This is a genomic window from Rhodoferax antarcticus ANT.BR, assembly GCF_001938565.1.
Classification (GTDB): Bacteria; Pseudomonadota; Gammaproteobacteria; order Burkholderiales; family Burkholderiaceae_C; genus Rhodoferax; species Rhodoferax antarcticus.
Genome location: NZ_MSYM01000018.1, coordinates 144,364 through 157,070, shown reverse-complemented (window position 1 = coordinate 157,070; position 12,707 = coordinate 144,364). Strand labels below are relative to the sequence as shown.

Genomic DNA, 12,707 nt, shown 5'->3' with positions numbered 1-12,707 from the left:
CAGCTTCATACTTGCTTGCTCGGGTAGTCGGCTGCCTTGGGTGTGGCCTGGCCAGTCGGTGCGGCGTCGATGCCGGGGATCTGGGAAAGGTTCTCCAGTGCCCTGGCCTCGGAGCGCAACAGCCAGCCGTCCGCGATGCCGGAGCTGTAGAAGGCTGCTCGGTGTGCGCTGTCACCTCGGAGCAAGCCTTCAAGGTTGAACTCGGGGTACAGCGTCTGTGCAGCGGCGGGCGTGAGTAACTGCCTGCTAATCGCACCTTCAATGGCGCTTAGGTGGCGCTGCAATGTGTGCGTCACAAACCAACGATTCATTGACTCGCTTACGCTGTAATTGGCGTTGCTCAGATCGCCCAGCATGATGGGCGGGATCTTAAACAGCCTGGCCACTTCCTGCACTGAAAAGGCCCGCGATGCGACAAACTCGCTGTCAGCAAGGGACATGCTCACGGGCGTGTACGTCACGCCAGATTCCAAGACCGGCACCTTCCCCGCGTTGCCACCACCGGCGTACTGCGATGCCCAACTGTTTGCAAGGGCGGCGCGTTGCTCTGGCTTCAACAGGCCTGGCATTGACAAAATGCCGGATGCGCGGGTGCCGTTTTCCCACACGCTTTGGCCGTGGTGGGCTTCAGCTTGCGCGAGCTGGATCACAGCCAATGCCGTTTGAATGGGCGACACGCCGATCAGCGGATCACTGCCAGCACGGTGTCTCAGGTGAAACACGTCATCAGGTAGCAGGCGCTCTCGTTTGCCGTCTCGGGCGCTGTACTCGAACCCGCCGATGCGGTCACCGGCTCGCATGATGGTGATGCGCTCAGGTGCCAGCGGGTCAAGGGCGCGCACCTGGCCAGCGGCGTCCCTGGTGATGCGGGCGTAGGCGTTGCCGTGCAGCAACATGCACGTAACCAGGTATTCCCAGAACTCGGTCGCGCTCTGGCTGCCGTTGGGGGTGCGGTGCAGCACGGTGGCCAGCGGATGCACTGCCACTGTGCGGTCACCGTTGTCTGCCTTGCGGTACAGCTTTAGCGGTAGCGAGCCGATGGCTTCGGCGATCAAGGCAACAGCCGCGTAAACAGCAGCCACGCTTTGCGCAGATTCGGGCGTTACCTGCCCAGCTTGCAAGGGCATAGGCCAGCCGTTGATGCCCAGGGTTGCGCGGGTTTCAAGGCCCAGGAATGATTTGACGCGGTTGGCGATGGTCATAGCGTGCTAAGCCACAAATAATTGTTGTTGCGCGGCTCGTTCTCGAACGGCTTGGAGCGCAGATTGATTTCAGTCTGCTGATAGGCGGGCCACGATTGCACAATGCTCACCTCGTGAAGCTCCACGGCGCGTAGCTCGCGGGTGTTGCCGTCCCATGATTCGTCGGTGGCCACGAAACCAAAGCTCATGCCCCCCAAGTCGCCACGCTCAGCCAGCGCGGTCACGTCACGGGCGGCGGCGGTGTCGGGCAACTGCAATTCAAAGTGCAGGCCCTTGGCGTCCTCGGACAACTTCAGCGAGCCCGAACGTGTGCGGCCCAACAGCGCATCAGCACGGTGATCCAGCAGGGCTAGCACGTCCCGGCCACTGGCCAGCGATGCGCGAAACGCACCAGGCGCGATGCGCTCGGTAAACCCGCCAATGGCGGCGGGCGTGCCGAATGTCGCGGCGTACCCGCTCAAGGTGCGGCCACTGGCTGTCACACCAGCGACTGCACCCCGGCGCTCAATGTCCGGGGCGCTCATGGGTCAGATCGCCATATCGGAAGAGATTACAAACGCGGCGGGTTGCCTCACCACAGCATCCATCGTGTGAAGGATGCGGATTTGCACGTCGCCACGCTCATAGAAGCCGGTGGCGTAGGGGTTGGCCAAAATCTCGGTCACGCCCCATTCACCGATCAGGATTTGGCTAAAGTCGCCAGCGATCACGCGGCCCAAAACGCCGGACACTGCGTCCAATTGATTTGTCACATAGGCGGGCAGGTCGGCAACACGCCCACCGGCCATCAAATACTCAGCACCATTGGCGGCGTTTTTGAGCACAGTTTGCAGCTTGGTCGCACCCTTGGCATGGGTCAGCACAGCGTTTGGCGTCACGTTGGCGATGGCGAGTTTTTCAAGCATGGCCACCAGCGCGGCCCATGTCGGTGTGCCCAGAACGGCGGTTTGAACACCAGCGGTGGCGAGAATGCCCACCGGCTGGAATGCGGCCGATGCGCCGTGAATCAAAGCCCGGTCAACAGCAAGCCCGATAACTTGCGCGAAGTCATCGCGGGTCAGTTGCTCAATAGCGGGGTTGGCTTGCTGGATCAGTTGGCGGCTCATGCTAGACAGCGCTCCAACGTGCTTAGGTGACAACGTCACGTTGCCATAGGTGGCGCTCGATTCGGTCAGGGCGGCACCTTCAGCGATCCAGAAAGCCGATGCGCTTCCCGTTTGCTTGGGCACGACAGTATCGCCGCGCAAGCCACTCAGCACGCGGGCACCCAGCGAACGAACGATCATCGAATTGCGCAACAGGCCGATGAACTGCTCGGGGCGGTATTCGTCTGGCGCTACAGCGGCGTTGGTGGTGGTGTTTTGGGTGGCACGCTTTTCAAATACGCTTGAGGGCACCAGAACACCGCCTTGGCGGGCTTCAAGGCCTTGGCGCTTAGCTTCGGCTTGGAATTCGGCAAGGGCACCCACAGCGGCGCGTTGCTCCACCTGGCAGCGGATAGCGTCCAGCACATTAACTTGGCGCTCCATTGAATCGCGGCTCTTGTCAACCGTTTGGCCCAGGCTGCGGCGCTCGGCGTCGTCAACAAATTGGGCGCGGGCTTCTTGGTTTTCCAGAGCGGTGATTTCAGTTTTCAGCGCGTCGAACTTCGCCTGGCCTTCGGGCGTGAGAGTGGGCGAGCTGGCCAGCAGGGCGCGGGCTTCGGAGACTTTGGCGGCGCGGGCTTCGCGAATTTCGTGAGTTTTCAAGGTGTGGGCTTTCTTTGGTTGATTGCCCATGCGGTCGCCGGGCGAATTTCACATTGTGAAGTTTGATTATCACATTATGAAATTGCTTGTCAAGCGAAAAAAACCCACCGGGGTGGGCGGGCTGTTTTGGGGTCAGTGGTTGGCGGGTTTACCGTTGAAGTGGTCTAGCAAGTCCTGGCGAAGATGCGGCGGCGTATCTTTGCACTGCTGCCTCATATCGTCCCTGGCTTGCGCACCATCGCCGTGGCGATCACAGCAGCGCATGGCGGCGGCGATCAGCAAGGCGGTGGTGCGCTCCACATCCAGCAGAAACCCGATTAACTCGGGCTTGCTGCCCCTAACCAGTCTGCGATGGTGGTCGGTCAGCTTGCCGGTTGGTGCCGACACGACAACATTCAGCCCATCATCAGCTAGGCGCACATCAATGTCATCGTGAAAAAGGTCTGCCAACATTTCAGCCGGTGTCATAAAACCTCCCGCTCAATAGTTTTTTCAGATACCCCTTGCGAAGTGTGCGAAGTGTGCGAAGTGTCAACACTGGCGCGGGTTTGCGGCTGATTTGACACTTCGCGAAGTGTGCGAAGTGTGCGAAGTGTTGAATCTGATTCTTGCGACACTTCGCAGACTTCGCAGACTTCGCAAACATCAAAATCAGGCTGTAACCCGCGTGAATGCTCACTCTTCGCAGACTTCGCACACTTCGCAGCCAGTAAGTAAATTTTTGTTGCTGTACCTGGTGAACCTTTGGGTCTGGGTATCGTCTGAACCTCGATCTGAGCCGGTGAACTTGTCAGCAATTCATCAAGTGCCTTATCGATCAGACTTTTGGATTTGTGGCCGTTGAAGCAGATTTTGCTTATTTCCCAGCGTGTCGCTTTTCCATCCTTCGCCAGAAAATCCAGAATTTGCCGGGCTGCATCGTCCGTTACCGCGCTCGCAGCCTCAGCAGCGCCGTCGCTGAAAATGAACTTCACCGACTCCGCCCAGTACCGCGTCCAGGCCAGCGCCGCTTCAATGTGCTGAACGTCAACTTCGGTTTTGAGGTCGCACAGTGCGAACAACATCGCCAGCCGTCGCAGAACAGGTGCCCGGCGCTCAAGCAAGGCGGTGACAATTTCGCCGGATGATTGGTCGTTAAGCTCGTCCAGGTACAGACTGGCGAACATTGCCTGCGCGTCTGTGCTCATGGTGATTTGAAGTGCATCTCGCTCTACTGGACGATCTCCACCAGCAAAGCGAATCACCTCCAGAACCCGCTGCGCTAGCGCCTCGACATCATGTTGCGGTGTGGCCCTTGGGAATGGCAGCATTCGTGTGCGCTCTGCCCAGAAAATCAGGAACCTATTTGCGAAACCGTTTGTCAATTCGCGTGCGGCCATCACAGCATGCAGCTCGTTGCCGGTAATCGCGGCGCTCAGATTGACGTGTGGGTGACTGGCCCATATCCGCGGCTGACCTTTGGTGGCTGGCCTAATGCTTACACCATCCCAACAGTCGCGCAGTGCGCTGGATAAGGTGTTGCCATCGCGCTTTGACTGCATCAGCACGTTAACGAACTCGGACTCGATCACCCAAAGCCGCTTATCGTGAATCGGCTCGACCTCGTTTTTTCCTTTCGACCATCCATCGTGAATCATCAGCGCCAGTCCTTCTCGGGTAGACAAGCCACCAGAATGCACTTGCGGTGCAATGTATTCGTCAAGCGCACGCAAAGCTATGTCCAGGCGGTGAATCAGGCTTGCGGCATCACCCTTGCGGCCTCGGCCAGTCCTGCCGACATGCAGCGCATTGATTCGGCAATGGTGCCGGGTGTTTCCGATGTATGTATATGCGCCGCGACCGATAGCTGCGCTCATATAGACAATGAAGTTCGCAGCGATTGCAAACGGGTTAGCCTCGGTATCGCGACTCCCTGCACGAGCCACGTCGCCGATCAACCCATGCAGACAGGCCTGGTCTGGCTTTGGTGCGTTGCGGTGGTGGTCTGGCGTGTCAATGACTTCATCGTCCAACGCCTCATAGTCGAATGCGCTAACGTTTCGCATCTGCGGCTGATACTTTGCGGCCATGCGCTCGACCTCTGCCATAGTTTCGGGATTAAGCATATTGACCTTTCGATTGGTCGCGTAAAAAATTGATGATTCCAGCGGCTTTCAGAACCCTGGTGGTGTCGACCTCGGTAAGCTTGACACCGTATCCAACATTTCCAGCAGCGACCGCTACAAGCAGAGCTTCATCCGCGAGTAGGGTAAGTGCCTGCCCAGCCGATAGAAGGCGCGGGGTGCGTTTGGGTGCGCCTGGTGGCCTGTCTCGCGGCGGAAATAGCTCGCTTAACTCCATGCCCATAGCGTCAACAATTTCGCCAGCAGTGCACCCAGCAAAGCAGTGAATCAGCACGCCGCCGTCCGGTGACTCGCGAACCGACAAGGACGGGCCTTTGTCAGCGTGCGCCGGGCAGCGTGCGCTCCATTGGCCGGGCTGACGCTGGCGAACCTTTTCGAGTCGGGATAAGACGTTTTCAGTCGGTGTCATATTAGGGTTTGCCCTGTGCATCGCGCCATGCGACAAGCTCAGCGCCATCAATGACGGTACAGCGTGCGCTAAGACGTTTTGGTTTAGGGAAGTCGGGGCGCTCTTTAATCCAGCGCCACAGGGTTGCAGGCGCGATGCCAAGTAATTCGGCGGCCTGCTTTGGCCGATACGACTGATTCAAGATTTGCGACATAAGTCACTTTCAAATAACCCCGCGTTGTCTTTTGACTGCGGTATGACGGCGATTCTGAAAGGGCATCAACCTCTTGAAAATTGAGCGCAAAAAACTAAATTGCACCCAACAACAACATTTATTTACGTGCTTTCCGCTTTCTGGTGTCTCGGTCGTAATGAATATCGAATGCTGTTGTAGCGGTAACGGTTTTCAATAGATCAGCGGTTTTTGTGAAAGCTGATTCAGTTTCAGGGTAGTTATTTGGATTCAGGAGCGGGTAGCCCTGCTCACTGAATGATTGAACATGAAATTTCACGTTTGAGCGGTGCGTTTCATGCTTTTCGCGCTGCTTTTCGCGCTGATTAATTGCACACCCAAAGGGAGTAGCCAGATCATCAAACAAGCCGTCGCGGTAGCTCATAAACGCTTGCTCAAGCCGTGCGATTAGGTAGGGTGATGCTGGCGCTCCAATGTGCAAAACCATCATTAGGGCGGCCTCCAGGTCGCAGTCGCCCTGCATTAGCTTTTGATCCCATAGGTCGCGCTCTGCTAGCTGTGCAGCACCGATGGAAATCATGCTGCAACCCCCCGAAACTGGACTACCTTGGCATCAGCGGTTGCGCGGTCGCAATAGTCAGCCCAAGCTTGCATCAGTGTGCGGCGCTTTTCCAGAACGTCGCTGCGCAGGTATGCGGCCTCGACCTTGTTTTCCAGCTTATGGGCGAGGGCTTGTTCTGCCAAGTCGCGCGGGTAGTTGGTGCACTCCGCGCACCAGTCGCGAAACGTGCTGCGGAAGCCATGCGGTACTGCATTTACCCCCATGCGGCGGGTTAGCGCGGTCAATGTCATATCTGATAGCGGTTTGCCAGACGCCGCATGGAACAGCAGGGCATCAGGTGTTGCTTGTTTTGAATGCTCGTTCAGGATTCGCATTGCCGATTCGCTCAGCGGTACGCGATGCTGAACTTTTGCTTTCATGCGCTCTGCGGGTATCGTCCAAATCTTTGCGCCAAGATCAAACTCGCCCCATGTAGCGAGTCGCACTTCACCAGAACGTGATGCACACAAAATCGCGAACTCAAGTGCTTTTGCAGCGGTGCCGGGTTGTTTGCGCAGTTGCGCCATGAATGCGCCAATAGCGTCAACTGGTAACGCGCGGTGATGCACGACTTTTGCGATCTTGTTTGGTGCTGGTAGCAGTTGCTCTAGGTGACCTTTCCAGCGTGCCGGATTCTCGCCGCTGCGGTATTTGCGAACAGTGGCATAGTCCAACACCTTTTCGATGCGGCCTCTCAAACGTGTTGCTGTCTCTGTCTTGGTTTTCCATACCGGCTCAAGCACACTCAAAACGTGCGCCTGCGCAACATCACTCACCAGCAGCTTTCCCATAACCGGGTTAGCGTATGTCTCGAGTGTGCTTGACCACTGTGCAGCGTGTTTTGCATTGGCCCAGGTGTCACGATGGCGCTCGATGTATTCCACAGCGCATTGCGCGAATGTCTTTGCGGTGGCTTGCTTGGCAGATAGGGCGCTCTTGGCCTGCTGGCGCTCTGCAATAGGGTCAACACCTTGATCAATGGCTTGACGTGCAGCGCGCGCGCGTTCTTTTGCGCCAGCGAGCGTTACATCAGGAAAGCCACCTAGTCCCATATCCCGGCGCTTGGTGCCAACAGCAGCGCGCAAAATCCAAGACTTAGCGCCGTTGGCATTGATGTGCATGTACAGCCCGGCAACGCCGCCTACAGCCACCATGCCGGGTGCTGTCAGTCGGTTGATTTCAAGTGCTGATAACTCTTTAGCTTTTTTTGGCATTTTGTTGTCCTATCGTTGTTCCCATCATAAATGATAGGATTGAATAAGACAACAGGTAATCTAAATTGGTATCAAATTGTTTGTTTGTCATTGTGAATCAATGGCTTACGATACTTTATGAGACTACCTTAGACGCTAAAAATGTGGACGTCCGCTCCGCCAAATAAAAGCCCTAAGTAATTGATTTACTTAGGGCTTTTTCATGCGCGTCCAATTTTGGCGCACACCTGGGGGTGCAAGTCCCGCTGCGGTCTTGTCTTCGTGAGTGCCAGCGCCAGCGCAACAGATTGGCATGGCTGATCTTCTGGATGCGCCTCATCTCCCGGCGCTCTATTGACAGCCAAATCCGGCTTGCATCGCTGGAAATCACTGATCCCAAGTGGCATCCAACTTTGTGGTGACCTCCACCTTGGGCTGGTCTAAACTGCGTGCGGTGGGCAACCACCTCATCCCGTTGCACCACAGCACACCAACAAAAGGAGACTCAATATGCACATTCGCCATACCCTGCTCACCAGCAGTATTGCGCTGGCCTTGGCTAGCCTGACTGCCTGCAGCAGCACCTCGCCAACTGTCACCGCAGCGCCCGCTGCGGTCCAGCAAACCGTATCGGCACAGGCAGCAGCTGCCGCGTATGACTTTGATATGGACGTGTTCCACCCGGTGGTGGCCAAGAATGGGATGGTCGCCACCGAGCAAGAGTTGGCGTCGAAAATCGGTCTTGATATGCTCAAAGCTGGCGGCAACGCGGTAGACGCTGCTGTCGGCATTGGCTTTGCACTGGCCGTCGCTCTGCCCAATGCAGGCAACCTTGGCGGTGGCGGCTTCATGATGGTGTACGACGCCAAAACTGGCAAAAGCGTCGCCCTCGATTTCCGCGAGATAGCCCCTATCAAGGCCAGCCGCGACATGTACCTTGATGCCAAGGGCGATGTAGTGGATGGCAAATCGCTGTACACCCACTACGCGGTCGGGGTGCCTGGCACGGTGGCTGGCATGGAGCATGCACTCAAGAAATGGGGCACCCTGCCACTGGACAAGGTGATAGCGCCTGCCATCGCGTTGGCAGAGTCGGGCTTTCCGGTGAGCGAAACGCTCGCCAAAACCCTGCAGCAAGAAAAGAAGATCATGGGCCAGTGGCCCGCCACGCGCGACATCTTCTGGAAGAACGGTGAACCGCTCAAGGTCGGTGATGCACTGGTGCAAAAAGACTTGGCTAAGTCCATGCGTTTGATTGGTCAGCAGGGCGCCAAGGCCTTTTATGAGGGCGACATCGCCCAAAAAATTGCCGCAGAAATGGCGCTGCACGCCAATGCTCTCTCACTGCAAGACCTGCGCGAGTACAAAGTGGCGGAGCGCGAACCCACACGCGGCACCTACCGGGGTTATGAAATTGTGACCATGCCGCCACCCTCTTCGGGCGGCCCACACCTGGTACAAATCCTCAACATGCTCGAACCCCTGCCGCTGGCTCAATGGGGCCCGAACAGCGCGCTAACCATTCACTACATGGCCGAGAGCATGAAATTGGCTTACGCCGACCGTGCAGAATACCTGGGCGACCCCGACTTCGTGAAAATTCCCCTGAAGGGCCTGACGTCCAAGCGCTACGCGGCTGCATTGGCCAAGGGCATCGACGCCAACACGGCGCGTTCGGGCAAGACCATCAAGCCGGGGCAGCCCCAGGCGTATGAGAGCGACCAGACCACCCACTACTCGGTGGTTGACAAAGCCGGTAACGCGGTGGCCGTGACCTACACGCTCAACACCAACTTTGGTAGCGGCATTGTGGCCAAGGGCACCGGCATTCTGCTCAACAACGAGATGGACGACTTCTCTGCCAAACCCGGTGTGGCGAATGCCTATGGCCTTGTCGGTGGCGACGCGAACGCCGTGGCCCCTAAAAAGCGCCCCTTGTCGTCAATGACACCCACGCTGGTTCTGAAAGACGGCAAGCCCGCGCTAGTTACCGGTAGTCCTGGTGGCGCGCGCATCATCACCACGGTGCTGCAAACGGTGGTCAACACCATCGACTTTGGCATGAACCCCGCCGAAGCCGCTGCCACGCCGCGTGTGCACCACCAGTGGACACCGGACGAGTTGCGCGTAGAAAAAGGCCTGTCGCCCGACACGCTGGCCCTGCTCAAGCAGCGCGGGCACAAGATCGCTGTCAAAGCATCGATGGGCCGTACACAGACCATTGGGCTTCAAGGCGGCATGCTGTACGGCTATTCAGATCCGCGTAACCCCGACGGCAAGACGCTGGGCTATTGATTTCAGCCAAAGGCGCTTCGGGCGCCTTGGCATGAGCGCCTCTTTGTATGGAGTCTGCTCCTGCCGAGTCTCAAGGCGCCATCGAGGTCAAGTGCGTTTTGCCTACGGCGGCGCCTAAAGCCTTGGTTTCGTTTCCGACGCCAAGTTCAGCGCCAGTCTCAGCGCCCGCGTGCGGCCAGTCGGTTGGAAAAATCCGCCTGCGCGTTGAGTTCTGAATACCAGACGCGGTAGCCGGCATCGCTGGGATGTAGGCCATCACTGGCATTGAGTTCAACCGGCCGCTGCGCAAACGGGTCTTCGGCCTTTTCCTTGTACAGGTTGACATAGAGCGCGCCGTTGTCCGCAGCGGTTTCGCGCACTAGTCTGTGCAGCTGACGCGAACGCTGCGCCATCAGCCAGGACAAGGGCGGGAAAAAGAAGGGCGCATTGCCGACGTTGCCCGAGGGCATGATGACCACCAGCTTGCCATGCGTGCTTGCCAGTTGCGCAGTGCGCACCACCGCCTGTGACAGCGCTTTGTGACCGGTGAACCGAATCACATCATTGCCGCCGCCCAAGACGAGGATCGCATCAAAACGCTGGTCGCCCAAGGCCTCCAGCTGTCTGGCGATATCGGCGAATTTGGCACCGTCTTTGGCGCGATTGACGATTTGTAACAGCGGATGATCGATGGCGATCAGGCCGGCTAGGCTCTGCGCCGGTGATGAAGCCCCGGTGCCGACGCCAGTGCTGTCGCCTGCGACCAGCAGCGTTGCCACGGGCTGCGTCGGAGAAGCCTGAAAAGGTTCGCTCTGGCGGGCCAACTCTGCCGATTGCGAGATGCGCCAAGCAACGCGCCCTGACTCGCCCAGCACCGCCAGCGCAGCGATGACGGACAGGGCAAGAAGCACGGGAGGACGGCGGGGTTTCATGGTTTGGCTCCGGAAATCAGCGAATGAAGCATTTTCAAGTCCTTCGTTGAATGAGATTGGTCATCGCAAGGTTCACGTCGACATAGACCAGCGAATTTCCCAGCATGTGGTGCCTAGCATCTGCGAAGTCTGGTGTGCTGTCAGTGCGCTGGCGCGCAAACCGAGTAGGGGGATGTCATTGACCGCACGCACTGCTTAGGTTTTTTTCAGCGACCCACGGCATCGTGTGCCAGCGAACAGACCCGTCTCACTTGCAAACCTATAACTGAGGCCATCAAGAGTGATCGTGCACTTGATGAACTTACAGGAGAGAAACAATGACGACAAATTCAAGACGCTGGCTTACGGCCTTGTTCAGTGCTTCGGCCATGCTAGCAGTGGGTTGTAGCAATTTGAAAACCCCTGCAACCGCTGATGTAGCGGTTTCCAAGGCAGCCGTAGAAAATGCGGTCGGCGCGGGTGGCGTGGAATACGCACCTGTTGAGATGACCGCCGCACGCTCCAAGATGGCACTGGCCAACAAAGCCATGGCCGACAAAGACTACAAACTAGCGCGTGAACTGGCCGCCCAGGCTCAAGCTGATGCCAAGTTGGCTCAAGCCAAGTCCACTTCTGCCACAGCACAGGCGGCAGCTGATGCGCTGCAAGAAGACATTCGCGTGCTGCGCATAGAGCTTGAGCGCAATCTTTAAAACCACTTGGTTCGCACCTCACCCAAATTTACCGGGCACCTTTATGAAAAACAAAACTTTGACCGCCACTGTTGTGGCCGTGGCAGCATTGCTTGCAGCCTGCGGCTCCACACCCCAGGCCACCACGCTGATGGACCAGACGCGGGTTGAATACCGCGCCGCCCAATCCAGCCCCAACGTGGCGACCTATGCGCAGATGGAGATGAAGCAGGCCAGCGATGCCATGGCCAAAGCCGAAACCGCAACCACTGATCGCGAGAGCGATGCCGACATTGACAAACTGGCCTACTTGGCACGGCAAAAAATTGCCCTGACGCAGGAAGTCGCCAAACGCAAGGTGGCCGAGGCTGAGATAGCCAACGCTGGCAAACAGCGTGATCAACTGCTGCTGAACCAGCGTACCAACGAAGCCAACGCCGCACAAATTCGCGCCAATGCAGCGGCGCTAGGCGCTGTGGTTGCCCAAGCGGATGCCGCCAACGCCAGACAGCAGACAGCATTGGCGCAAGACGCTGCCGTGTCTGCCCAGGCACGCAACGCCCAGCTGGAAGCGCAGCTGGCTGACTTGGCTGCCAAAAAGACTGAGCGTGGCATGGTCATCACCATGAATGACGTCTTGTTTGGTTTCGATAAGGCCAGCCTGACCAGCAACGGTATGGCCGCCGCACAAAAGCTTGCTACCGTACTGCAAAACAACCCAGAGCGTAATGTGCTGGTGGAAGGTTTTACTGACAGCACCGGGGCTGCAGGCTACAACCAGGCCTTGTCCGAGCGCCGTGCCGGTGCGGTGCAATCCGCGTTACGAGGGATGGGCGTTGCGCCAAACCGTGTGGCCATCCGTGGCTATGGTGAGTCATTCCCGGTGGCGGCCAATGACACCGAGGAAAACCGCCAGCTCAACCGCCGGGTTGAAATTGTTCTGTCTGACGAAACCGGTCGCATCATGCCGCGCTGACCCTTGTCTGGGGCCAATCCACTGGCCTTGCCATGACATATTTTGTGCAAGGCTCATGTAGGGTTGGCCCGGCAAGACACCTCAGGCGCCGCTTAACGGACCTTGAAGACGAAGTTGTTCTTCGTGTGCCTGCCAGTTCATCAGCAAACTGGTGGTTGACATCGCGGTGGTTGGCCTCATCCGCCCGCATCAAAACAATGACATCGCGCAACAAGGTACCTGGTTCGGGCTTGCAGTAGTCGATGGCAACCTGTGGTGCTGGCACATTTTCATTGGCGCCGTTGTCTATCCCCGCCAGATACTCGGTGGAGCTATAAACCGCATGAACCTGACCAGTCTGTAGGCAAACCAGTCGCTAAAGCAGGTCGGTGAATGATGTCGGGCAGCGCCCAGCACGTCAGCCTTC

At 57.7% G+C, this 12,707-nt stretch carries 14 protein-coding genes; 4 read left to right on the top strand and 10 right to left on the bottom strand.

The features are described 5' to 3' along the window. Positions 1–5 precede the first annotated feature (5 nt). The 5 genes from BLL52_RS16880 to BLL52_RS16860 all read right to left on the bottom strand — a co-directional run bounded on the left by BLL52_RS16880 (position 6) and on the right by BLL52_RS16860 (position 4,662). Positions 6–1,202 carry a phage portal protein gene (locus BLL52_RS16880; protein WP_075587824.1) on the bottom strand — a complete coding sequence of 399 codons (1,197 nt, stop codon included), beginning with the start codon at positions 1,200–1,202 and terminating at the stop codon, positions 6–8. Next, entirely contained in the window at positions 1,199–1,726 is a 528-nt protein-coding gene (locus tag BLL52_RS16875) for an HK97 family phage prohead protease (protein WP_075587823.1), read from the bottom strand. Before BLL52_RS16875 ends, BLL52_RS16880 begins: the two co-directional genes overlap by 4 nt. A 3-nt stretch (positions 1,727–1,729) precedes the next feature. Continuing rightward, the gene (locus tag BLL52_RS16870; RefSeq protein WP_075588021.1) at positions 1,730–2,950 is read right to left on the bottom strand and encodes a phage major capsid protein; all 1,221 of its coding nucleotides are present in this window, start codon (positions 2,948–2,950) and stop codon (positions 1,730–1,732) included. Positions 2,951–3,082: 132 nt separating this feature from the next. Further along, on the bottom strand, positions 3,083–3,418 hold the full coding sequence (locus BLL52_RS16865; protein ID WP_075587822.1) for a TubC N-terminal docking domain-related protein: 336 nt from the start codon (positions 3,416–3,418) through the stop codon (positions 3,083–3,085). Continuing rightward, complete coding sequence (locus BLL52_RS16860) at positions 3,415–4,662, bottom strand: DUF3987 domain-containing protein (protein ID WP_241839240.1); 1,248 nt, start codon at positions 4,660–4,662, stop codon at positions 3,415–3,417. Before BLL52_RS16860 ends, BLL52_RS16865 begins: the two co-directional genes overlap by 4 nt. A gap of 15 nt (positions 4,663–4,677) precedes the next feature. Here BLL52_RS16860 and BLL52_RS21585 point away from each other — a divergent pair, with 15 nt between their 5' ends. Beyond that, entirely contained in the window at positions 4,678–5,088 is a 411-nt protein-coding gene (locus BLL52_RS21585) for a hypothetical protein (RefSeq protein ID WP_241839239.1), read from the top strand. Positions 5,089–5,483: 395 nt separating this feature from the next. Here BLL52_RS21585 and BLL52_RS16850 read toward each other — a convergent pair whose 3' ends face one another. The 3 genes from BLL52_RS16850 to BLL52_RS16840 all read right to left on the bottom strand — a co-directional run bounded on the left by BLL52_RS16850 (position 5,484) and on the right by BLL52_RS16840 (position 7,469). After that, positions 5,484–5,675, bottom strand: coding sequence for a helix-turn-helix transcriptional regulator (locus BLL52_RS16850; protein WP_075587819.1), 192 nt, complete (start codon positions 5,673–5,675; stop codon positions 5,484–5,486). A gap of 118 nt (positions 5,676–5,793) precedes the next feature. Then, positions 5,794–6,234 carry a hypothetical protein gene (locus BLL52_RS16845; RefSeq protein WP_075587818.1) on the bottom strand — a complete coding sequence of 147 codons (441 nt, stop codon included), beginning with the start codon at positions 6,232–6,234 and terminating at the stop codon, positions 5,794–5,796. Beyond that, a complete protein-coding gene (locus BLL52_RS16840) occupies positions 6,231–7,469 on the bottom strand; it encodes a tyrosine-type recombinase/integrase (RefSeq protein ID WP_075587817.1) in 1,239 nt (412 codons plus the stop codon). The genes BLL52_RS16845 and BLL52_RS16840 overlap by 4 nt, the downstream gene beginning before the upstream one ends. 489 nt (positions 7,470–7,958) lie before the next feature. Here BLL52_RS16840 and ggt point away from each other — a divergent pair, with 489 nt between their 5' ends. After that, positions 7,959–9,743: a gamma-glutamyltransferase gene (gene ggt, locus BLL52_RS16835; RefSeq protein ID WP_075587816.1), complete on the top strand. Its 1,785-nt coding sequence runs from the start codon at positions 7,959–7,961 to the stop codon at positions 9,741–9,743. Positions 9,744–9,901: 158 nt separating this feature from the next. Here the strand turns inward: ggt and BLL52_RS16830 are convergent, their stop codons facing one another. After that, a complete protein-coding gene (locus BLL52_RS16830; protein WP_075587815.1) occupies positions 9,902–10,654 on the bottom strand; it encodes a GDSL-type esterase/lipase family protein in 753 nt (250 codons plus the stop codon). A gap of 317 nt (positions 10,655–10,971) precedes the next feature. Between BLL52_RS16830 and BLL52_RS16825 the strand changes: the two genes are divergently transcribed. Together BLL52_RS16825 and BLL52_RS16820 are read left to right on the top strand one after the other, a co-directional pair. Beyond that, positions 10,972–11,346 carry a DUF4398 domain-containing protein gene (locus tag BLL52_RS16825; protein WP_075587814.1) on the top strand — a complete coding sequence of 125 codons (375 nt, stop codon included), beginning with the start codon at positions 10,972–10,974 and terminating at the stop codon, positions 11,344–11,346. 43 nt (positions 11,347–11,389) lie between these two features. Further along, positions 11,390–12,301 carry an OmpA family protein gene (locus BLL52_RS16820; RefSeq protein ID WP_075587813.1) on the top strand — a complete coding sequence of 304 codons (912 nt, stop codon included), beginning with the start codon at positions 11,390–11,392 and terminating at the stop codon, positions 12,299–12,301. Here the strand turns inward: BLL52_RS16820 and BLL52_RS16815 are convergent. Continuing rightward, positions 12,288–12,653 (bottom strand): alternative oxidase, encoded by a 366-nt coding sequence (locus BLL52_RS16815; protein WP_083634021.1) that lies wholly within the window; start codon positions 12,651–12,653, stop codon positions 12,288–12,290. The genes BLL52_RS16820 and BLL52_RS16815 overlap by 14 nt on opposite strands. Between the last annotated feature and the right edge of the window lie 54 nt (positions 12,654–12,707).